Annotated in this window: 15 protein-coding genes; 9 read left to right on the forward strand and 6 right to left on the reverse strand. The window is 66.2% G+C overall.

Annotation, left to right across the window (positions count from 1 at the left end; all coding sequences use genetic code 11):
* Positions 1–145: 145 nt before the first annotated feature.
* Positions 146–1723, forward strand: coding sequence for an EAL domain-containing protein (locus EV699_RS00080; protein WP_132537911.1), 1578 nt, complete (start codon positions 146–148; stop codon positions 1721–1723).
* 134 nt (positions 1724–1857) lie between these two features.
* Here the strand turns inward: EV699_RS00080 and EV699_RS00085 are convergent, their stop codons facing one another.
* The 4 genes from EV699_RS00085 to EV699_RS00100 form a co-directional block, all read right to left on the reverse strand.
* Positions 1858–2676 (reverse strand): sulfite exporter TauE/SafE family protein, encoded by an 819-nt coding sequence (locus tag EV699_RS00085; protein WP_132537912.1) that lies wholly within the window; start codon positions 2674–2676, stop codon positions 1858–1860.
* A gap of 61 nt (positions 2677–2737) precedes the next feature.
* The gene (locus tag EV699_RS00090; protein WP_132537913.1) at positions 2738–3169 is read right to left on the reverse strand and encodes a DUF6691 family protein; all 432 of its coding nucleotides are present in this window, start codon (positions 3167–3169) and stop codon (positions 2738–2740) included.
* A gap of 1 nt (position 3170) precedes the next feature.
* Positions 3171–3605 carry a YeeE/YedE family protein gene (locus EV699_RS00095; RefSeq protein WP_132537914.1) on the reverse strand — a complete coding sequence of 145 codons (435 nt, stop codon included), beginning with the start codon at positions 3603–3605 and terminating at the stop codon, positions 3171–3173.
* Between the two features lie 15 nt (positions 3606–3620).
* Positions 3621–3938: an ArsR/SmtB family transcription factor gene (locus EV699_RS00100; protein WP_132537915.1), complete on the reverse strand. Its 318-nt coding sequence runs from the start codon at positions 3936–3938 to the stop codon at positions 3621–3623.
* 96 nt (positions 3939–4034) lie between these two features.
* On the opposite strand from EV699_RS00100, the gene EV699_RS00105 reads away from it, so the two are divergent.
* From EV699_RS00105 to EV699_RS00145, 8 genes are all read left to right on the forward strand, one after another.
* Positions 4035–4895 carry an MBL fold metallo-hydrolase gene (locus EV699_RS00105; RefSeq protein ID WP_132537916.1) on the forward strand — a complete coding sequence of 287 codons (861 nt, stop codon included), beginning with the start codon at positions 4035–4037 and terminating at the stop codon, positions 4893–4895.
* A 311-nt stretch (positions 4896–5206) separates the two neighbouring features.
* Positions 5207–6625, forward strand: coding sequence for an FAD-binding oxidoreductase (locus EV699_RS00110; RefSeq protein WP_132537917.1), 1419 nt, complete (start codon positions 5207–5209; stop codon positions 6623–6625).
* 491 nt (positions 6626–7116) lie between these two features.
* Positions 7117–7791: an SOS response-associated peptidase gene (locus EV699_RS00115; protein ID WP_132537918.1), complete on the forward strand. Its 675-nt coding sequence runs from the start codon at positions 7117–7119 to the stop codon at positions 7789–7791.
* Positions 7792–8565: 774 nt separating this feature from the next.
* Entirely contained in the window at positions 8566–11895 is a 3330-nt protein-coding gene (locus EV699_RS00125) for an AAA domain-containing protein (protein ID WP_165903966.1), read from the forward strand.
* 52 nt (positions 11896–11947) lie between these two features.
* Complete coding sequence (locus EV699_RS00130; RefSeq protein WP_132537920.1) at positions 11948–13378, forward strand: coiled-coil domain-containing protein; 1431 nt, start codon at positions 11948–11950, stop codon at positions 13376–13378.
* A 15-nt stretch (positions 13379–13393) separates the two neighbouring features.
* Entirely contained in the window at positions 13394–15853 is a 2460-nt protein-coding gene (locus EV699_RS00135; protein WP_132537921.1) for a hypothetical protein, read from the forward strand.
* Entirely contained in the window at positions 15850–17514 is a 1665-nt protein-coding gene (locus EV699_RS00140; RefSeq protein ID WP_132537922.1) for a DUF2357 domain-containing protein, read from the forward strand. Before EV699_RS00135 ends, EV699_RS00140 begins: the two co-directional genes overlap by 4 nt.
* Positions 17511–20009 (forward strand): hypothetical protein, encoded by a 2499-nt coding sequence (locus tag EV699_RS00145; protein WP_132537923.1) that lies wholly within the window; start codon positions 17511–17513, stop codon positions 20007–20009. Before EV699_RS00140 ends, EV699_RS00145 begins: the two co-directional genes overlap by 4 nt.
* Positions 20010–20325: 316 nt before the next feature.
* On the opposite strand, the gene EV699_RS00150 is transcribed toward EV699_RS00145, so the two are convergent.
* Complete coding sequence (locus EV699_RS00150; protein ID WP_132537924.1) at positions 20326–20814, reverse strand: ester cyclase; 489 nt, start codon at positions 20812–20814, stop codon at positions 20326–20328.
* Between the two features lie 152 nt (positions 20815–20966).
* A complete protein-coding gene (locus tag EV699_RS00155; RefSeq protein ID WP_132537925.1) occupies positions 20967–22391 on the reverse strand; it encodes a gamma-aminobutyraldehyde dehydrogenase in 1425 nt (474 codons plus the stop codon).
* Positions 22392–22408: the final 17 nt, after the last annotated feature.

A 22408-nucleotide genomic window follows, 5' to 3' on the forward strand; every position in this document is an offset into this window, starting at 1 on the left:
TGGCGCCGGCGGGGCTTTCGGCACGTCAGACGGTCGACCGCGGGCGCGCCGCCGGCGGCACAGTGCCGGTGCGAACCACCGACCCTCTCGGGGATGTCCACAGGAGCGTCATCAGGATGCCGTCGCGCACGGGGTCGACCCCGCCATGAGGAAGCGCACTGCCATCATCGTCACATCGATCACGGCCCTGCTCGCGGTCGCGCTGCCGATCCTGCTGGCACTCCACATCGCCAGTCGCGAAGGGCTCAAGGGCGAAATGGAGCGCGCGCTGTCCTACGCCCGGGATACCCTCGGCCGCTCGGAGCGCACCGCCGAGCAGATCGACGCCGGCATCAGGACCCTGGCCGGCGCGGGCACCGGCGACCCGTGCTCCGACGCGAGCCTCGCGCTGATGCGGCGCATCGACCTGGCCTCCAGCTACCTCCAGGCGATCGGCCACCTGCACGGCGACCGCCTGATGTGCACGTCGCTGGGCCGGGAGGAGGGTGAGGTCGATCTCGGCCCGGCCGACCTGATTCAGCCGACGGGCGTGCGGCTGTGGACCGACGTGGCCTTGCCGTGGGCCAGCGACTTCAAGTTCATGGTCGTCGAGCGTGACGGCTATGCGGCGATCATCCACAAGGACCTGCCGATCGACGTGACCCGCGACGTCCGGGACGTGTCGCTCGCCACGCTGTCGGGGGTCGAGCGGCAGATCCTGACCTCGCGCGGCTACGTCAAGCCGGAATGGGTCGCGGCGCTGCGCGGCAAGCACGAGGCGGCGTTCGTCGATGGCGATTACGTGGTCGCCGCGGTCGCGTCGCGGCGTTTCTACATCGGCGCCGTCGCCGCGCTGCCGATCGCCCACCTCGCCGAGCGCACCCGCGCCGCCGCGCTGACGCTGGTGCCGGTGGGCATCGCCGCCGGCCTCGCGCTGGCGTTCGCCGCCTTCCAGTTCGCCCGGATGCAGCTGGCGATGCCCGCGGTGATCAAGGCGGCGCTGAGCCGCGACGAGTTCCAGCTCGTCTACCAGCCGATCGTCGACCTGCGCACCGGCGCGTGGGTCGGCGCCGAGGCGCTGATCCGCTGGCAGCGGCCGGGCGACGGCATGGTGCGCCCGGACGTGTTCATCCCGGTCGCCGAGGACGCCGGGCTGATCCAGCGCATCACCGAACGCGTGGTCGAGCTCGTCGGGGGAGATGCGGCGGGCCTGTTCCGGCGCTGGCCGAACTTCCACCTCGGCATCAACCTGTCGTCGGCGGATTTGCACGCCGGGTCCACGGTCGGCCTGCTGCGCCAGCTGGCGCGCCGCACCGGGGCCGGTGCGGGCAACCTGATGGTCGAGGTCACCGAGCGCGGCTTCACCCGGCCCGAGACCGCGGGGCCGATCGTCCGCGAACTGCGCGCGGGCGGGGTCAGCGTCGCCATCGACGACTTCGGCACCGGCTACTCCAGCCTCTCCTACCTGGAGCGCTTCGAGCTCGATTTCCTCAAGATCGACAAATCGTTCGTCGACACGCTCGGCACCGGCGCCGCCACCAGCCAGGTCATCGTGCACATCATCGAGATGGCGAAATCGCTGCGTCTGGCGATGATCGCCGAGGGCGTCGAAACCGAGGCGCAGGCGCGCTTCCTGCGCGAGCACGGCGTCCAGTACGCGCAGGGCTGGCTGTTCGGCAAGCCGATGGCCTTCTCCGAGCTCGTCGAGGCGCTGCGCCGGGGCGAGACCGCTGCCGCGGCGTGAGCGCGCGCCGCACCCCGTGCGGGCGATCGCCCCCGGCGCGCAGGCTTCCGATGGGAGCAGGGCCGACGGGCCGGTCGAATGCGCAGCGGTGCCCGGACTGTCTTTCTGACCATCCAGTACGGGAGCGCCGACGCTCACGCGCTCATCATGACCCGCAGGACCATGCCGGCGGCGATGAGGCCGGCGACCACGGCGAATCCCTGCTGCAGCCTCGCCCCGCTGAGGCGGCCGGCGGCGAGCCTCCCGCCCAGCATGCCGACGATGGCGCCGGCCGCGAATGGCGCGCCGACATGCCAGTTCATGCGGCCCGCGAGGGCGGTCGAGACGACGCCGGAAGCCGATACCAGGGTGATCACGGCCAGCGACGTTGCCACGATCATGTGCATGGGGGCATGGGTGGCACGTTTCAGCGCCGGAACGATCACGAAGCCACCACCGACGCCCAGCAGGCCGGAGAGAAAGCCGGCGCCGACGCCTGACAGCGCAAGCGCACGGCTGCAGGGGCCCGTCCAGATGAATCGCCCGGTGTCGGCGTCCAGTCGGCAGGGCGGCGACGGGAAGGCGGTGTTCTCCGCATGTCGTTTCACCGCGGTCGCCTGCGTGAACATCCGCAGGGATACAAAGGCCAGGACGCCCGCGAACAGCAGGGTCAGGGGGCCGTTTGGCAGGCGATGCGCAAGCCATAAACCCAGGGGTGACGACAGCATGCCGGTGAGCGCCATCAGGCCGGCCGCCTTGTAACGAACGATGCCCGCGCGCAATCCGATGATGGCGCCGACGGCTGCGGACAGGCCAACCGCGAGCAAGGCCACGGGGGCCGCCTCGGCCACACCGAGATGCAGCACGAAGAGCAGTAGGGGCACGGCGAGAATGGCGCCGCCGGCGCCGGTCAGCGCCAGGATGAGACCGACGATGCCGCCCAGCACCGCACTGCCTGCAACGATGCTGTCCATTGCTTCACCCCCTCAGTGGCCTTGGCATTGGCGACCATCGCCGCCGTTCCTGCGCAGTTGGCTAGGCGCGCCGCCGGCTCGATCGCGCCCGCTCGATCATCTCGAAGACGCCCATGCCGACCAGCATCGCGGCGACGAAGCCCCATGCCTTCGGGTATCCGGCACCCAGGACGACGAGCGCAGGTCCCGGACAAAAGCCCGCCAGGCCCCAGCCGACACCAAACGCCGCACTGCCCAGAACGAGCCTCGACGTGATCGCCGCAGGGGCGGGCAACTGGATGGGAAGCCCCAGGAGCGACCGCTCGCGGCGTTTGGCCATCCGGAACGCGATGGCGCCGATGGCGATTGCGCCCGCCATGACGAACGCCAGCGAGGGATCCCAGCGTCCCGCCAGGTCGAGAAACCCCAGGACCTTGGCAGGGTTGGCCATACCGGACACCAGGAGCCCGATGCCAAAAAGGAGTCCGGCCATCAAGGCACTGAGCAGGGCCATTTCAGCCTCCCATCAGGTGTTGGTGCACGAAGACGGTCAGAAAGCCGGCCGCCATGAAGGTCGCCGTCGCAACGAGTGAACGGATCGCGCCCCGCGACAGACCGCAGACGCCGTGGCCGCTCGTGCAGCCGCTGGCATAACGTGTACCCAGGCCAACGATGAAGCCGGCCACGAGGATCTCGCCCCATCCGGCCTGGATATCGAGCGTCGTCGATCTGCCCAGCAGGCTGGCCAGGACCGGCGCACCGATAAGCCCGGCCAGGAAGGCCACGCGCCACGCGATGTCATGGCGCGGCAGGCTCAACAAGCCCCCGAGGATGCCGCTGATGCCGGCAATGCGTCCGTTGAAGAGGATGAGAACGGCTGCCGCCGCGCCAATACCGATGCCGCCGGCCAGCGACGGACCGGGCGTGAAGTGCACGAGATCGATCGACATATCGGTTCCTGTCACCTATTGGGCACAAAACTGCTCATACAGCACGGCGATTACGGCAAGCGCTGGTTTGCTCGCAATCGAATAGAAGATGTTTTTGCCCTCGCGACGCGTCGTCACGAGGCCGTTCTCACGCAGCACGCCGAGTTGCTGCGACAGCGTTGGTTGCCGAATCGCGAGTTGTGCCTCCAGTTCGCTCACGCACGCTTCCCCCTGCGACAACTGGCACATGAGCAGCAGGCGATCGGGGTTCGCCAGCACCTTGAGCAGGGCGCATGCTTCCGTGGCAGCGGCATGCATCGTGGCTACGTCGACGGGTGGGTGACTGTGCGTCATGTCGGTTCATCTCCACGCTGGGCCAAGCGTCATTATATTGACTGACAATATATCAATCAGTATATTGATGTGCAACCCGTATCGGAGCCCTTCGAGATGCAAGCCATCGTTCAGCCGTTCTTCGATCCCGCGACGTCCACGATCACCTATGTCGTCTATCAGGAAGGTCGACCGGAGTGCGCCATCATCGACTCCGTGCTCGATTACGACCCCAGGGCGGGGCGCACCTCTACCGCACGTGCTGACGAGGTCATCGCGTTCGTTCGCGAGCACGCTCTGCAGGTGGAGTGGATTCTGGAAACCCATGCGCACGCCGATCACCTGTCCGCCGCGCCTTATCTGCGGCGCGAACTGGGCGGCAGGATTGCGATCGGCCGCAACATCCGCATCGTGCAGGAGACGTTCAAGAAGCTGTTCAATCTGGAACCGGCGTTTCGGCTCGACGGCTCCCAGTTCGACCATCTGTTCGACGAGGACGAGACATTCGCCATTGGCGGGCTGACGGCGAAAGCCCTCTTCGTGCCCGGGCATACGCCGGCGGACGTGGCATATCAGATTGGCGATGCGGTCTTCGCGGGCGATACGCTGTTCATGCCGGACGTCGGCACGGCGCGCTGCGATTTTCCGGGCGGCGATGCGCACAGGCTGTATCGCTCGATCCGGAAGCTGTTCGACCTTCCGGGCGACACGAGGCTCTTCATGTGTCACGACTACCCGCCAGAGGGCCGGGGCCCCCGGTGGGAAACGACCGTACAGGCGCAGCGCACGTCCAATGTCCAGGCGCATGCGGGCGTGACCGAGGAACAGTTTGCCGCCATGCGTCAGCAGCACGACGCAACGCTCGGCATGCCGACGCTGATGCTGCCGGCGGTCCAGGTCAATATCCGCGCCGGAGCGTTTCCTCCCGCTGACGCGAACGGGATCCGCTACCTGAAGATTCCACTGAACGCGCTATAGAAACGGACGGTGTCGCGCTCGTCATCGCGACCGCCTTCCTCCGCGCGCTCACCGCGCGGCGCATCTTCGCCGGCGCGCCGCGCCTGCCGGCATCGGCGCCGCTGCCGTTCTGCGCCTACCCTGTATTCGTCGCGACGCCGTGCGGCTGGAGGGCGTCGCTCCCGAGGGCGGCCGGTCCGGACCGCTGACGCAGCCGGTTCGCGGGCACCGCGGGGCCCCGGCGCAGGGGGAGCGGGAGCCCTCCCGCCGCTGCGTCCGGCGGGCGTGCGGTCCGTTTCGAACGTGGTGCAACGATGGGGGAGGGGACGGAAATGCCAAGCGCGAGAACGCTGGACGGTCGCGAGATCGAGGTGTCGCCCGAGGCCCTGGCCGGGCTGCAGATGCGCCTGCGCGGGCCGCTGCTGCTGCCGGGCGACGCCGACTACGAGGCCTCGCGCAGCGTCTGGAACGCGATGATCGACCGCCGGCCCGCCGCCGTCGCGCGCTGCCTCGGCAGCGCCGACGTGATCGCCGGCGTGCAGTTCGCGCGCGAGCACGGACTGCTGCTCTGCATCAAGGGCGGCGGGCACAACATCGCCGGCCTGGCCGTGGCCGACGGCGCGCTGATGCTCGACCTGTCGCTGATGCGCGGCGTCTGGGTCGACCCGCGGGCGCGGATCGCCCGCGCGCAGGCCGGCTGCCTGCTCGGCGACGTCGACCGCGAGACCCAGGTGCACGGGCTCGCCGCGGTGCTCGGCTTCATCTCGCTGACCGGCATCGCCGGGCTCACGCTGGGCGGGGGCTTCGGCTACCTGACCCGGCGCTGGGGCTGGACCTCCGACAACGTCGTCGGCATGGACCTGGTGACCGCCGACGCCCGCCTGGTGCGGGCGAGCGAGGACGAGAACCCGGACCTCTTCTGGGGGCTGCGCGGCGGCGGCGGCAACTTCGGCGTCGTCACCGGCATCGACTACGCGCTGCACCCGCTCGGCCCCGAGGTCGTCGGCGGCCTCGTCGCCTGGCCCGCGAGTGCGGCGCCCGAGGTGCTCGAGCTCTACCGCACGCTCGCCGAGACGGCGCCGCCCGAACTCACCCTGGTTGCGCTGATGCGCCGCGCGCCGCCGGCGCCGTGGCTGCCGAAAGAGGTGCACGGGCAGCCGATCGTCGCCATCCTGGCCTGCTACAGCGGCCCGCCCGCGGAGGGCGAGCGGCTCGTCGCCCCGATCAAGGCCTTCGGCAAGCCGGTCGGCGACGTGCTGCTGCGCCGGCCGTATGTGCAGATGCAGGCCCTGCTCGACGCCACGCAGCCGAAAGGCCGGCGCTACTACTGGAAGAGCGAATACCTGCCGCGCATCGAGCCCGCGCTGTGCGCGAAGGTCATCGAGCACGCCGCGAAGATCCGCTCGCCGCATGCCGCGGCGATCCTGTTCCAGATCGCCGGCGCGCTCAACGAGCGCCCCGACGCGCATTCCCCGGTCGGCAACCGCGACGCCCGTTACGTGATCAACCTGACCGGCGCGTGGGAGGCGGCGGTCGACGACGCCGCCAACGTCGCCTGGGCGCGCGAGGCCTGGCAGGACGTGCGCGTCTTCTCGACCGGCGGCAACTACATCAACTTCCTGACCGAGGACGAAGGGCGCGAGCGCGTCGAGGCGGCGCTCGGCCCGGGGCTCGCGCGGCTCGCCGAGGTCAAGGCCGCGTGGGACCCGCTGAACGTGTTCCGCGTCAACCGCAACATCGAACCGACCTGAAGGCGCGCCGCGGGCGCGGCCGTCGCGGATGGGTCCGTGACGGCACCGATGGGGTCCGCGACGGCACCGATGGGGTCGGCGAGGGCATCGATGGGGTCCGCAACGACATCGATGGGGTCCGCAACGACATCGATGGGGTCCGCAACGACATCGATGGGGTCCGCAACGACATCGATGGGGTCCGCAACGGCACCGATGGGGTTCGCGACGGCACCGATGAGGTCGGCGACGGCATCGATGGGGTCCGCGACGGCATCGGTGGGGTCCGCGACGGCATCGATGGGGTCCGCGACGGCACCGATGGGGTCCGCGACGGCATCGATGGGGTCCGCGACGGCACCGATGGGGTCCGCGACGGCATCGGTTGCGCGTCCGGTCGATCGTTCGCCCGGCGCGGACGCGGCTCCGGGGCGTGCCCGTACGGGAGGGGGGCACGCCCTTCGTCACGGAGCGGCGAGGGTTTGGGAGACCGTTGGGAGAGGAGAAACACCATGTGTGGACGCTTCGCGCAGCATCGCAGCCTGGAAGCCCTGGGCGAGTTCTTGCGTGCCCAGGTAGCGCCGGAGCCTGACTGGCGGCCGCGCTACAACGTCGCACCGTCCACGCCGGTGCTGGCGCTGGCACTGCGCAACGGCGTGCGCCGGCTCGACCGGTATCGCTGGGGCCTGGTGCCGGCCTGGAGCAAGACCGCCAGGAGCACCTACGCGACCTTCAACGCCCGCGCCGAAACCGTGGCGACGGCACCGGCGTTCCGGGCGGCGTACCGGCGGCGACGCTGCGTGGTGCCGGCCGACGGCTGGTACGAGTGGCAGACGCGCGACGGCGCCAAGTGCCCCTGGTACCTCTACCGCGCCGACGGCGCGCCGCTGCTCTTCGCCGGCCTCTGGGAGTACTGGGAGAGCGAAGGCGCCGAACCGCTGGAGTCCTGCGCGATCATCGTCACCGCGGCCTCGGCGTCGCTCGCGCCCATCCATGACCGCATGCCGGTGATCCTGGAGCCCGGGCAGCTCGACCTGTGGCTCGACCCGCAGTCGCCGCGGGACGCGGTCGACGAGTTGCTGCGCTCCGCCGCCGACGGCGTGATCGGCGCCCACCCGGTCGCCCCGCGGGTCAACAACGTGCGCAACGACGACCCGACCTGCGTGGAGCCGCTGGTGCAGGCGTGAACCGTGCCGTGGCGGCGGTTCGCGTGCGAGGCGCCGCCGCCGGGGGCGCGTGCGCCTGCTGGAACACGGCCGGACGCCCGGCGCAGCGGGCCGGCAACGGCCGGTGCGGGCGCGGTGGACGTCGGGCCCCAGGCCGCGACGCCCACGCTGCCGTGCCGGCGAGGAGGAGGCGCCGTACGGGCAGCGCCTCCGCGGGACTCACGCCATCCGGAGTCGCGATGACCTGGAATAGGCCCAGTCCAGTGCCAGCATGATCACGAGGGAAAGACCGACGAGAGGAAAGAGCACGCCTCCGAGGACGAGCAGCGCCAGCAAGCCGCGGAACACGCGCCGGTCGTGCGGCACGAGGTTGTCAGTTTCTGGTCCGCCGAGTCGGTGCCGGAGCCGGACGAAGCGCACATCGAGTGCGAGCTACAGGCGTTGCGAGACGTGCTGGCGCAAGAAGTTCGCCGTCCGCGCGGCGTGAGGCGGAGGGGCGAAAAGGGGAATGCCGGTCATTGCCGGACGAGTGCACCTTAAAATGTGCGGCAGGGGGCGCCCGCGGGCTGATCCATTTGGCAGAATGGCCGTGCATGCGACGATCGAGCGCGGGAGACGGCTGACCCTGATGGACAAACGCGCTTTGAGCGAGCGGGACATCTGCACTAAGTTCATCACGTCGTGGCTTGACAGATGTTTGCCTTGACCGGTCGAATAGCCCCATTCGGGGCCGTGTACTTTGCAAATGGGCCGAGGTGCCCGAAAAACCGGTCTGGAGCCAGGACAAGAATTACAGTGCGCGAACCCCACCGGTTACTCACAGCCCGCTTATTGGAGTTGATCGAAACCCATCCCGAAGGATTGCGACTCGACGAGGTTCAGGCGCGTACGCGTGTTGAAGGGTGTCGCGCGGGAGTCGATGATCTCGCAGCAGCGCTACTCGATCTCCAGCACCAAGGTCTTGCACATATAAACGCAGCCCGGCGCTGGTTTCCGAAGCGGGCGGCGAGTGTACGACCATCCTCCGCAGTCACTGGTTCGGATGACGTGGCGGGTGCAGGGCTGGTGCTGCAGGCGCTACCGGCGCGCATCACTGGCAACGATATGGCGGTAGCACCAGCACCTGCATTGAGTGCTACCGGCACCTCGCTCAAGCCGACTTGGGGCCTGTTACGCAGCCTGCTGCCGTATTACGCCGAGGCGCTAGCCCGCAATGAACGGGCGTTGCTACTCGGAACGCCTGAGCGCTACGGCGAGCAGTTCCTGCTCGTGGCACCACGCGGCCGATGGTGGCCAGCAGCAGGGTTAGGCTACGGGCTAGAACTCTCGCGTACGCATCTGCCGGTTGCTTTTCTCACCGCGTTAGCCCGACGCACGCGCGAACCGATTCATGTAGCCTACCCCATCGCGCTGGTGCGGCCCCGCGACGCCGCGCGCAGCCCCTTTCTGTTACCAGTGGCAACTGTGGCAGCGGACTGGACCCTCGACGCCGAGAAACTGCGCCTGAATCTGCCGGCCCAAACGCCGGCGATCGAATGGTCGTGGGTGCGCGGACAGCGCCAGCGCGGACGCCAGATTCGCGAGTTGCTCGATGCACTTGATGTCAATGCTGACGACGAAGTCTGGCGGGCAGGCTCCTTCGTCGACTGGGCGACCTTCGTCGATCGTCTCGCTGCAACCACCCCTACCGAGGTGCGCACACCGCTCGATCTCGCTCAGCCCAACAATGAGTTGGATTGTGGCCAGGCGGGCGGTATTTACGGGGCGTTGGGGCTGTTCCTGTCGAGCGAATTGCAGTTCGCGCGCGGGGCGGTGCGTGATCTCAAGTCCATGACGCAGTGGTCAGATGACGAGCTGGCCACAACGGCGCTGGCTGCGTGCTTCAGCGATGCCATCCACAAGGCACCGAATCCGGTCATCGTTCCGGTGCTGGAGCCGCTTGTGCTTGGCGAGGATCAGCTTGCGGCCGTGCGTGCCGGGCTAAACGATCGGCTGACCGTGGTAACCGGGCCGCCCGGGACCGGCAAGTCACAGGTCGCCGTTGCCCTGATGGCTAGCGCAGCGCTTGTCGGTCGCAGCGTCCTGTTTGCCAGCCGCAATCATCAGGCGATCGACGCAGTCGTCGGGCGGCTGGCCGAAGTAGTTGAAGACCGGCCGCTGGTAATCCGTGCCAATGCGCGCGAAAGCGATGACAGCTTCGACTTTACCCGTGCGATCGAAGCCATCCTCGCGCGGCCCGGTGGTGAGAGGCCCGGCGAAGGGCTGGCTGGCTCGATCGAAGTGCTGACGCGGCTCGATGCGGCACGGACCGCTGCGATCGAACAGGCCGCCACTGCTAACCAAGCGATCAACGAACTCGGGCGGCTGGAAGCAGCGATCGGAGATCTGACGGCAGCCCTTGGCATCGACGCAGCCGCTCCACTACCGCGGGATCTGCCCGCTGCCACACGACCCTTGCATAGTTGGCTAGAGCGCCTGTTTGCGCCTTGGGTACGGTACCGGCGACTACAACGGCTACGGCGTCTAGCGCTGGGATGGGGCCAGCTTGGTTTTGGCGAGTGCGACGAATCGACGCTGGAGCTACACGAACAACGTCTACTCGACCTGCAGGAGCTGGCTGCGCTGCGGGTCGAGCGGGATCAGGCAGAGGCAGCCGTGCGTCAACTCCGTTCAACCGGCGATCCGATCGCGCTCGGAGAGCGGCTGTGCGCTTCATCCAAATTGCGTCTGCAGGGGCTCGCCGAACTGCTTATCGAGTGTGCGCCTGAAGATCGCCGTGCGTTGACCGCGTTGCGCGGCGATCTGGCTCTGGCGCGCGGTGATGGCGCCGCCGGTGCTGCCCGTGCTCGGGAACTCTGGTCGGCTCAGCGAGCCCTGATCCTCGGCCAGATGCCGCTATGGGCCGTGTCAAACCTCGGCGCAGCCAGCCGCATTCCGCTGGTACCCGGGTTGTTCGATTATGTGGTGCTTGACGAGGCATCGCAGTGTGATATCGCTTCGGCTTTGCCGCTGCTGGCCCGGGCTCGGCAGGCGATCGTGATTGGTGATCCCGCGCAGCTTACGCATATCTCCCAAGTGCGCCGGGAGTGGGAAGCCGAAACCCTGCGCAATGCCGGCTTGATGAGGCCTGGCATCGGCAGCTATTTGTTCTCGACCAACAGTTTGTTCCATCTTGCTGCTGCTGCCGCCGGCGACCATCACCTGCTGCGCGATCACTTCCGCTGCCATGAAGATATTGCCGACTACATTAGTGCCACATTCTACGGCAATCGCCTGCGGCCATTGACCGACCCGCGTAGCCTGCGGGCACCAGTCGGACAGGCAGCCGGTTTTCACTGGACGACCGCGCCCGGTCCGATCCAACCAGCCCGCACCGGCTGCTTTGCACCAGCCGAGATCGAAGCCATCGTGCACGAATTGCATTGGTTGCTGGGTGAGGGCGGCTTCACTGGAAGCATTGGCGTAGTCACATCGTTTCGCGAACAGGCCAACCGTCTACGCGACCGCATCGAGCATTGTTTGAGTGCCGAGGCGATTGCAAGCGCACGATTGGAGGTTCACACCGCTCACGGCTTCCAGGGCGATGCGCGCGATGTGATTCTACTCAGTTTATGTATCGGTCCGGATATGCCGGCTGGGGCGCGAGCCTTCCTGCACGACACGGGAAATCTCGTTAATGTTGCGGTGAGCCGTGCCCGCGCCGTTTGCCATATCTTCGGCAACCTGGAGTATGGAGCTCACTGCGGTATCCGGTATGTCGAGGCACTGCTGGCACGGCGCCATCGAACAGGCGATGCCACTGCCAGTTTCGAATCCCCCTGGGAAGAAAAGCTCTGGCGCGCCTTGGCTGAGCGCGGTATCGAGACAACACCACAATACCCGATTGCCGGTCGCCGGCTTGATCTGGCATTGCTGACCGACAGTGTGCGTCTCGATATTGAGGTCGATGGCGACCGTTTTCATCGCGACCTCGACGGTCGGCGCAAGGTGGGTGATCTATGGCGAGATCATCAATTGCAGGCGCTCGGCTGGCGGGTCGTGCGCTTCTGGGTTTACGAACTGCGGGAGAACATGGATGGTTGCGTCGAACGCATCCTTGTCCACATCCGAAGCACCGATTACTGAGCATCACCGTTCCCCACCAGCAGCAGCCGTGCCACCAGCGAATTGGCGGCGAATGCAACTCGTGCTCGGGCTGGCCGGGGCTCTGGCGCTGGCTAGCCTCGTCACTGTATTGGTGGGTGTAATCGGCGACGCCACCGAACGCGAGAGTTGGCGAGTACGGCGTAGCGAGCATCAGGAGGTGCTGGGCGCGCTCAGCACCGCACGTGCCCAGCTTGATGAGGAAGTCGCCAACCTACGCCGTAATCGTGCTGCGCTCGATGCAGACCTGAATCGTCTCCGGACCAGCGCCGAAGCTGAGCAGGGCGGCGCAGCACGGCTGCGTGAGGAAGTCGCCGCACTACGCCAGGAGCTCGCCGCCGGCCGCGCCGAGTTGGCTGTGGCTACGCAGCGGCGCGACACCCTGCAGGCTGCAGTGAAGACGGCCGATACGACGCTGGCGGAACTGAACGCGCGCCGCGATGAGGCCGAGCGTCAGACCGGTGAGGCAGCAGAACGCCGGCGGGTCGCGGCCGAAGCCGAGCGGGCCGCGAAGGCCCAGCAGAGCAAGGCCGAACAAGCCCGCGACAGTGCGGTTGCACAGCAGAAGGAGGCTGAGCGGCGCATCGAGCAGATCCTTCAGGACCTGAAAACCGCCGAAGAACGAGTAGGTGGACTGCGCACGCAAGAGGCTCAACTAAAAGCGGCTACAACTGCCTCCACTGCCGAACGTGACCGGCTGGATGCTGAAGCCAAGCGGCTCGGACTGGAGCTTGTCAAGCTCGATCAGCAGCGCCAGCAGCTTGAGCGCGATACCCGTACTACCGCCGAAACTCGACGGACGGCCGAGGGGCTCCAGCAGCAGCTCGACCAAGCGAACCGGGATCTCGGTACCGTCCGCGAAGCCCTGAAGACCGCGCAGGGGCAGCTAGCCGAAACGCGCGGCCAGCAGACCCAACTCGCCGACGAACTGGCCCGGCTGCGCGCACAGAAAACCGGCCTGGATGGCGTGATCACCGCGGCTGCTAACGCTCAAGCGGAACTTGACAAACTGCAGGCTCAGCAGAAACGGGCGGAGCAAGCAGCAGAAACGACGCGTCTCGATGTTCGTCAGCTCGAATCTCGGAAAACGGCACTGGAAGCCGACATCATCAAATTCACCGCCAGCGGCAAGGATTTGGAAAAGTTCCGTGCCGAACTGGCTGATACCAATGCAGAACTCGAACGTCTGCGTCAGCAATTGGTTGAGGCACGGAGCCGGCGCGAGACTATCGCGATTGAAGTGGAACGCCTAACGCAACAGCGCGGCGAACTGGAGCGCACCATCGGTTCACTAACGCCGCGAGCGCAGGAGGCCGAAGCGCTACGGATCCGGCTCCAGCAAGACAACGGCACTTTGCTCGCCCTGCGCGAGCAGATTGAACGCTTGCGCACTGAACGTGACAGCTTGCAGCAGCCGGTCACATCTTCCATGCATGTCCCCGGCGACAACGCCGCGGCACGCTGATCAAGGATCGCGCTGATGGACACGAACACCCTGGTCTGGCTTGCATCGGGTGGCACGCTTGCCGGCATCGTCAGTGTTATCACCGCATTGGTGTGCGGCATGCACTACGGTGCGGCGCTACGCCGCATACCGGCTGCGGCCTTTTTGGAAGATATCGTCGCACGCGTCGCAACTCGTCGCGAGGAACTCGAACGGCTGGATGCCCAATTGGGCGAGCGCCACAACGGCCTCCAGGGCCTGCGGGGCGAAACGGAGATGCTGACGGCCCGCCGGGATGCCTTGGCAGCGCAACTGCGCGAACTGCAGGAGGACCTGGTTGCACTCGATGGGCGCCGGGCCGACATCGCTTCGGTGCGCGATGAGTTGGCGGAAGCACGGACGCAACTTGCCATGCTCGTCAGTGAACTGACCGAACGGCGGACGCAGCAGGAGCAACTCGAACGCGCGGCCGAACGTGCCCGTGCACAACTGTCCCTGCTCGAAGAACGCCGGAGCGAGATCGAGGCAATCGATACAGCCGAGCGCGAAGCACGGATACGGCTCACCGAGGCGCAGACGGAACTGGGCACCGTCGTCCAGGCGCGGGAAGCGGCACGGCGTGAAGCCGAGGCGGCAGCGCGCGACAGGGAGATGCTGGCAACGAACATCGACCGGCTCACCGATGAGCGCAACGAACTGCGCGCTGACATCGCCAGTCTCCAAGCCGAACGCAATCCGCTGTCGACTGAAGTTCAGGGCCTGCGCCGGCACTTGGAGCAGTTGCATCTTCAGCAGCAGGCACTCGACGGCGATCTTCAACGCCTGCAATCCCTACAGCCGGTACTGGAAGATAAAATCAGCGGCCTGCAACAGGAAGTTGTTACCCGGACCGCTGAACTCAAAGACCTTCAGGCCGAACGTGATCCGCTGTCGACTGAAGTTCAGGGTCTGCGCCGGCACTTGGAGCAGTTGCACCTTCAGCGGCAGACACTCGACGGCGATCTTCAACGCCTGCAATCCCTACAGCCGGTACTGGAAGACAAAATCAGCGGCCTGCAACAGGAAGTTGTTACCCGGACCGCTGAGCTCAAAGACCTTCAGGCCGAACGTGATCCGCTGGCAGCGGACATTGATGGCCTGCGTCGGCAACTCGAACCGCTGCGTACACAGTGCGACGAAGTCGAAGCGGAACTCGCCCGCCGCCGCGCCGAACTCGCCGCGATCGAGCAGGAGATCCGTACCAAAGGCGGTGGTAGCGTCGGCAACCCGGAAGACGTGCTCGCCGATCTCGAACAGGCACCGGCTTGTCTGGTCGGCGACGGCGGCAGGGGACCGTTGATGCCGAATCCGCAGCGCGACGACGACGAAACAGCAATGCTCGGCCGCGTGCGGACACACCTTGATCGGCTCCGTCTGCACTTTCCCGAGCGCACTCTTTATGCTTTTCATACTGCGCTCAAGACGGCAACGATTAGTCCGCTTACAGTGCTGGCCGGCATTTCCGGTACCGGCAAGAGTCAGCTGCCGCGCCGCTATGCCGAAGCAATGGGTATCCATTTCTTGAAACTGCCGGTTCAACCACGTTGGGATAGCCCGCAGGACATGCTCGGTTTCTACAATTATTTGGAGAAGCGCTACAAAGCGACCGAATTTGCACGGGCTCTGGTGCATTTCGACACGTACAACTGGCCGCTTGCCCGGCCTTTCAAGGATCGGCTACTGTTGATCCTGCTTGACGAACTGAACCTCGCTCGCGTCGAGTACTACTTCAGCGAGTTTCTGAGCCAACTCGAAGGCCGTCCCGCCCCGGGCGATCGCGATCCTGAGCACATCCGCAGTTCGGAAATCGTGCTCGATACTGGCGGCGTTGGCGGACCGCCGCCACGCATCTATCCCGGCCACAACCTGCTGTTCGTCGGCACGATGAACGAGGATGAGTCGACACAGACACTTTCCGACAAGGTGCTCGATCGCGCCAACCTGCTGCGCTTCCCGCGCCCCGAAAAACTGGCCGGAGAAACGCTGGCGAGCGGCGGCGAGCCGGCGGAAGGCTTCCTGCCGGCCTCTCGCTGGCATGCGTGGCGGCGCAGTTTTGGCACGCTGCCGGCAACGCTGCGCGAACCAGTCGAACGTTGGATCCACGATCTCAATGAGCATCTAGACGGGCTGCATCGACCGTTCGCGCACCGTGTCAATCAGGCGATGCTCGCCTACATCGCCAACTATCCGGGTGTCGCCGAGCCGATGGCGCAAACCAGTCCTCTGGATCAGGCCCGCATTGCCTTTGCCGATCAACTCGAACAGCGCATTCTGCCGAAGCTACGAGGCATTGACCTGGGTGACTCTGGAGTCACCCAGCACCTCGACCGCATCCGTGCGTTGATCGACAACGAGTTGCATGATGCAACACTGGCTCGCGCCTTTCAGCGCGCCGCGCAAGATGACGGCAGCGGCAGGCCGTTCGTGTGGAAAGGCGTACGCCGTGAATCGATATGATCCCGCTGGTGCTGGCTATGCCATGGGGACTACTGGCACAGACTCCGATCGCCGGCCAGCCGACGCGCCGACCGTTACATGACGGTGAAACGGTCGAACTCGATGGGCGGTACGGTGCCATGGTGGCGCTACCCGAGCGGACCGACCTGCAACTGGGCAGTCGGCGCTGGCCGGTGCAGGTGGAAGGTGCCGCCTTTGCCTGGTTCGAGGGATCCTTTCGGTTGGTGTCGCTGCCGACTGCAGCCTTGACCAGCGAACGTCAGATCCGGTTCGATCTTCTAACGGCGGGCGAGTCTGTGCTGAGTGTCGGGCTCGTGTTGCGTAATCATCTACTGCGTCCGCGCGGAGCCGGACGTGACGATCCGGCCGCCGATGCATTGCACACCTTTGTGTTGCAGGTTCTCGACCGCATCCGTGAGGCCGAACCGTCCGGTGCCGGAGACGATTGGGATGATCTCGGCACCGGTTGGGCGCGGCTGCGCACCGCCTGGCTTGAGCGCGATGCGCAGATCGAAGAAGCGCGCCGCGATCTGATCGTCGAACATGCTGAACAACTCCCGGCCCACATCACAGAAATCGCTATCCACCCGCGTCGGGTGCTCAAACGCACCCGCGAGTTGCTGCCGATCGATCGTATCCAGGAACTCGACACCGCCTGTCTCGAATGGCTGATCCGGCAGCCCGGCGTTACCGTTGCCGAAAAGGCCGGTCCGCGCCAGCGACTGCTCGGCATCGCGCGCGAGGAGCATCTCGATACGCTCGAAAACCGGGTGCTGAAAGATTTCCTGCGTCTGAGCGTCGAGGCTGCCAGCGTCTGGCAGCGGGAGAACCGGCGTTTTCACAACAGTGAGCGCGCCCGGCTGGTCGGGCGTTATCTCGCGCTGTGCCGCATGCATCATCGCGAACTGTGCGCGGCTGGCATCGGTGACCCCATGCCCCCGGTCGCTCCGAATTTCGTGCTGCAACAAGATTCCCGCTACCGCGTGATCTGGCGCGCGTACCGCGAACTGTTGAGCGCTGAGCAGCGTATGGACGATCTCTGGCGCTGGCAGTGTCGGTTGTGGAGCGACTTCGCTCGGCTTGTCGTGGTGATGGGGGTGCAAGAGTTGTGCGACAAGCCGAGTGCGCTCTCGCCCCTCTTCGTGCGCAGGGAACAGGCAAGCGGACGCTGGTCGGACACGCTCGGCCTGCTCGGTGTATTCCTGATCGACCTGAACGGCAGGTCGTATGTGGCGGAAGTCTGTGATGCGAGCCAGTTGCCCCGAAACGACACGTCACGAGCGAAGCTGGCGTCCTGGCAGTATGCACTCGGTTGCACAGCACTCATCCGCCTCATCGATTTGTGGAGTGGGCATTGTGCGAGCCTGTGTGTCTGGGCCATGCATAGCGCTACAGCCGAGACGCTTCCGTTGACCGAGTTGGTCGCTTCAGCCGATGAAGCCCTGAGTACGGCCATCAGACAGGAAGGTCTGCGCAACGGCGAGCAACTTCGGGCACGTGGACTGGTGATCCGCTCGGCGCCGCCGGGAAAGACCGAGTACGCCACCCAGGCTGGGCAGGTCTACGGACTGACGCTGGCCATCGGGTCGGAACATATCCGCGAGGCGCTTGGCGAGTGCACTTTGATCCTGCAGGACAGTCTGGAGCGCCTGTTTGCATGAGCGGAGTGCACGGCATTGATCTCAATGGTGTGCTCGATTGCGTGGTGCGCCTCGATCGGGCACCGCGACCAGCGCCGACACCGCCGGTGATCGTCTCCGGTTCACCACAGGGCCTGCTGACGGGAGCCGCGGCACTGCAATCGCCCTGCGGCCGACCTGGCATGGAAGCCGAGGAAGGTATCCGCCTGCCAGTGCTGGCCCTGCTGCACGCGCTCAGTGGTGAGGGGCGGCACGATACGCACGATACGGCCGTGCTGCTCGGCCGACACCTGCGTAGCCTGTTGTCCGATGATACGCATGCTGCTGTCGTCGCAGTGCCTGACACACCTGGTTTCGACGAACGAGCTCGCACCCGGCTGCTGGATGGCGCGCTACGCGCCGGGCTCGATCTGCACCTACTATGGCGCCCGGTCGCAGCGTTGCTTGGTTGGGGCGAAACACTGGGAAACGGCGAACTCCAAGCCCTGCACGGCCGGACGGCCTGCGTCGTGCAGTTGTTGCCGGACGGCATCTCGATTGGCGATTTCGGCCTCGAATGCGTGGTGCAGGGTGGCCGGCCGACGTTAGTACCGGTGCGCCGGCGCGACGGCGAACGTCAATTTTACTCGTGGAGCGGTGGTGGACTGGTTGCACTGCTCGCGCGCGAAGCTGGAACCGACGAAGCCAGTCTGTGGGTCGGACCGTGGGTATGGAAGGTCTTGCTTGGGCAGCCTGCAGAACGCGAGGTGCTGGCCGACCCGCATGCACCGGGTGGTTGGCGACTCGCCAGCGGTCCTTCCACACTGTGCGGCGCCTTAGCCGCGGAGTTGCGCACAGGCCTGCGTATAGCACTCGGAGCCGCGCGCTCGGCACTGCGCAATGCAGCGGTCATTCTGATCGAGGGGCCTATCGCCGATGCACCGCTTTCGGACGCAATGCAGCCAACACTCGCGCTACGCCAGATCGTGGCTGCGGAACTGACCGTGGTGCTCGGCCCGACGGTGTCCGCAAGACTCGTCGCCATGCCGCTCGCCGATGCTCTAATTGCCAGAGGGGCCGCTATCTGTGCTGCGCGTCAAGCGGCGCGGCAGATCACGTATTACGATTTCCTGCCGATGCTCGAAATCAATGTGCTGCAGGCCGGAGAGCATGCGTTCGTTGAACTCATCGGTCGCGAAGAGCGCATCGCGGGGGGCATGAGTTACACGAATACGTTGGCCGATCGCTTCACCGTTGCCGCAAGCACGCGCTCGCTCGAGTTCTACCTGCTGAAAGAGGACGAAGCAGGCGCTCGTCACAGCGAAACGGTGCTGCCGGTACCGCCGGCAGCCGACGTGGAAATCAGCCTGCACGTCACGCAGACACCCGCTCAAGGCTACGCACGCGTGGAGATACTCTCGGCCGTCCGGGGCGCGCTCGGTGAAGCACCGATCCTGCTCGATTGGTCAGCGATGACAGAGATTGAAGGCTCGCGCGAGGATATTCTGCGCGAACTCGAATTCGAGGGGCTCGGCTATCCGGACATCGTACCGCAACGTGCACATCACCTGCTCTGGGATTACCAGCGCAGTGACGGCATGACTATCGCTGCCGCGATGCGGGCCTTCAATTGTAAGCCTATCCTAAGTTCACCGCGCAACCAGTACAATCAATTGGTTAAACAAACGCGCGCACTCGTCGGGCTGCGCAGCAATCTGTTTTTTCTGACAAAGGGCACCAGTTCTGATCGTAGTGCTTACACCGCCGTCGATTCGGATGGCCAATTGCCACCTGGAATCGCGCCGACAATCCAACAGGAATTCGAAAACTTTCGAGTGCGGCTCGACACGGATTTTGCCGCAATCACCAGCGTCCGTAATCGACAAGATATCGCAACCCGGCGTGAATTGGCGCGACTGGGCGCCTGCTTGTATGCAGCGTGTCCTAATGCAATTGTTCATTACTTCCAACGCATTGTCGCACGTAGCGCCGATGACCTGACACTGGTGTTGCATGCCGGCAAAGTGCTGAGCACCGAACCAGATCTTGACAGTCTTTTCCATTATTGCGCGTCTCGCTACGATGAAGCCATCCGCGCTGTCAAGAGACTGTCGGTCCACGTGGTACGCGCGGCAGGCGATGCTTTGGCTTATCATGAAAAAGCTGGAGGCATTCTTGATAACCGAAGCGCTGACAAGTTGGCTGAAGCTGCGCTCCTATTGCTAAAGGAGGAAATCCAGGCACATAATTACAAAATACGATTCCGTGCCGCCGCGCGACTCGGCCTATTTCTGTTACGCCACCGGCAGCGGCGGCGCGATTTCCTGCATCCGAGTAGCGCTGACACGGCTAATCGTCGGCGTGCCAAAGAGTTCGATGCCCTGTTGATCCAGGCTATCGCATCGAAGCGCCTTAACCAAGATCTGGAAAATGCCTTGGAAGAAATCCGTGCACAAATCCGATATCGCGGTACAAATGCGATCGTTGATATCGATCCTGACGAAGATGGCGAGATTAACGAGAACGAAGTGGAGTAGAGGCTGTTGGGCACCCGCTCGCCATCCCTGTCGAGCATCCCGGCTTCGCGGGCGCCCATCCCGTGCCTTTACGGCGTGTTCAACGGCCCCGGTTCGCCCTGCGTATCGGGCTCCTGCTACGCCCGTCGAGACGCGCTGCGCAGACTCGACGCTCAAATGGCTTGACGCCATTCTCCCTGGCTACCGGGGGCTCCTCGGCTCGCGGGGCGCTCCATGCCTCCTCGAAGGAACACCGCCACGACCCGGCACCATGGCGCTGCCGTGCCGGTTCAATGACCCCGAACGGTCTCCTGCAGGTGCCGCGGCGATGGGCAGCTCAAAGCCCGAGCTGCTTGTTGAAGCCGAGGGCGTCGTAGTAGTCGCCCTGGTAGACGATCTTGCCCTGCTTCACGCGGATCAGCGTCAGCCCGTGCAGCACCAGCGGTTTGCCGGTGGCCTTGGTGCCGTCGGCGAAGGCGCCGGTGTTGGTGCCGGTGAAGGTCCACTGGAAGGCCACGCCGTCGCGGTCGACCAGCGGCTTGCCGTCCATCGTCCACTGGCAGTCCGGGAAGGCGTTGATGAAGGCCTTGATGACGTTGTCGCGGGCGACGACCACGCCCTGCTGCGGCGTGCCGACGCTGGCGTCGTAGTAGGTCACCTCGTAGTCGAGGTAGCTCGCGGCCAGGTTGGCGTTGTGCGCGTTCCACGCGGCCATGTAGGCGCGGACCACGGACAGCGGGTCGTTCGCGGCCTGGGCGAGCCCGGTGGCGAGGAGGGTGGCGGCCAGCAGCAGGCCGGTGGCGAGGCGGTGGTGGACGTGCGTCATGGTGGGCCTCCGGGGGATCGTGGTGGCGGGGATCGGGCGGGGGTGCCGGGGCCCGGCGGGGCGGAATCCCTCGCCCCCGGGGCCGTGCCGCACCCTCGCGGTGCTCGTGGACGTCGCGCGACCGCTGCGGGCCGCGCCCGTGCGCGGTGCCTTCAGTGCCGGATCATCACGTGGCGCACGGCGGTGTACTCCTCCAGCGCGTACATCGACATGTCCTTGCCGTAGCCGGATTTCTTCAGCCCGCCGTGCGGCATCTCGCTGACCAGCATGAAGTGGGTGTTGATCCAGGTGCAGCCGTACTGCAGCGCGGCGGCGACGCGCATGGCGCGGCCGACGTCCTGGGTCCACACCGAGGAGGCGAGGCCGTAGTCGGAGTCGTTGGCCCAGCGCACGGCCTCGTCGGCGTCGCTGAAGCGGGTGACCGACACCACCGGGCCGAACACCTCGCGGCGCACGATCTCGTCGTCCTGGCGCGCGCCGGCGATCACCGTGGGCGCGTAGAAGAAGCCGCCGGCGGTGCCGCTGCGCCCGCCGGTGACGACCTCGATGTGCGGCTGCGCGGCGGCGCGCTCGACGAAGCCGGCGACGCGCGTGCGCTGGCGCGCGGAGATCAGCGGCCCCATCTCGACGCCGGCTTCGTCCTGCGTGCCGACCTTGATGCTGCCGACGGCGCTCGCCAGGTCGGCGACGAAGCGCTCGTAGATCTTCGGGCCGGCGTAGACGCGGCAGGCGGCGGTGCAGTCCTGGCCGGCGTTGTAGTAGCCGAAGGTGCGGATGCCGGCGACCACGGCGTCGAGGTCGGCGTCGTCGAACACGATCACCGGCGCCTTGCCGCCGAGTTCGAGGTGCGTGCGCTTGAGCCCGCGGGCGGCGACGTCGAGGATCTTCTGCCCGGTCGCGATGTCGCCGGTCAGCGAGATCAGGCGCACCTGCGGCTGGCTGATCAGCGGCGTGCCGACGCTCTCGCCGCGCCCGGGCACGACGTTGACCACGCCCGCCGGGAACAGCTCGGCGAAGTGTTCGGCGAGCAGCAGGGTGCTGAGCGGCGTCTGCTCCGAGGGCTTGATCACCGCGCAGTTGCCGGCGGCGAGCGCCGGGGCGAGCTTCCACGCCGCCATCATCAGCGGGTAGTTCCACGGCGCGATCGACGCCACCACGCCGAGCGGGTCGCGGCGGATCAGGCTGGTGTGGCCGGGCAGGTACTCGCCCGCCGCCGAGCCCTGCAGGCAGCGCGCGGCGCCGGCGAAGAAGCGGAACACGTCGGCGACCGCGGGGATCTCGTCGGCGAGCGCGGCGGCGTAGGGCTTGCCGCAGTTCTGCGACTCGATGCGGGCGAAGCGCTCGGCGTTCGCCTCGATGCGGTCGGCGAGCCTGAGCAGCAGCGTCGCGCGGTCCTTCGGCGGGGTCTGCGCCCACGCCGGGAAGGCGCGCTCGGCGGCCTCCACGGCGGCGACGACCTGTTCCACCGAGGTTTCCGCGACCTCGGCCAAGGCGCTGCCGGTGGCCGGATCGAGGATGGTTTCGACCTCGCCGGCGCCGGCGACGAACTGGCCGTTGATGAACGCGCGGGTGTTCATGGGCGGTCTCCTGCTGG

It is taken from the genome of Plasticicumulans lactativorans (assembly GCF_004341245.1).
In the GTDB taxonomy this organism is placed as follows: domain Bacteria; phylum Pseudomonadota; class Gammaproteobacteria; order Competibacterales; family Competibacteraceae; genus Plasticicumulans_A; species Plasticicumulans_A lactativorans.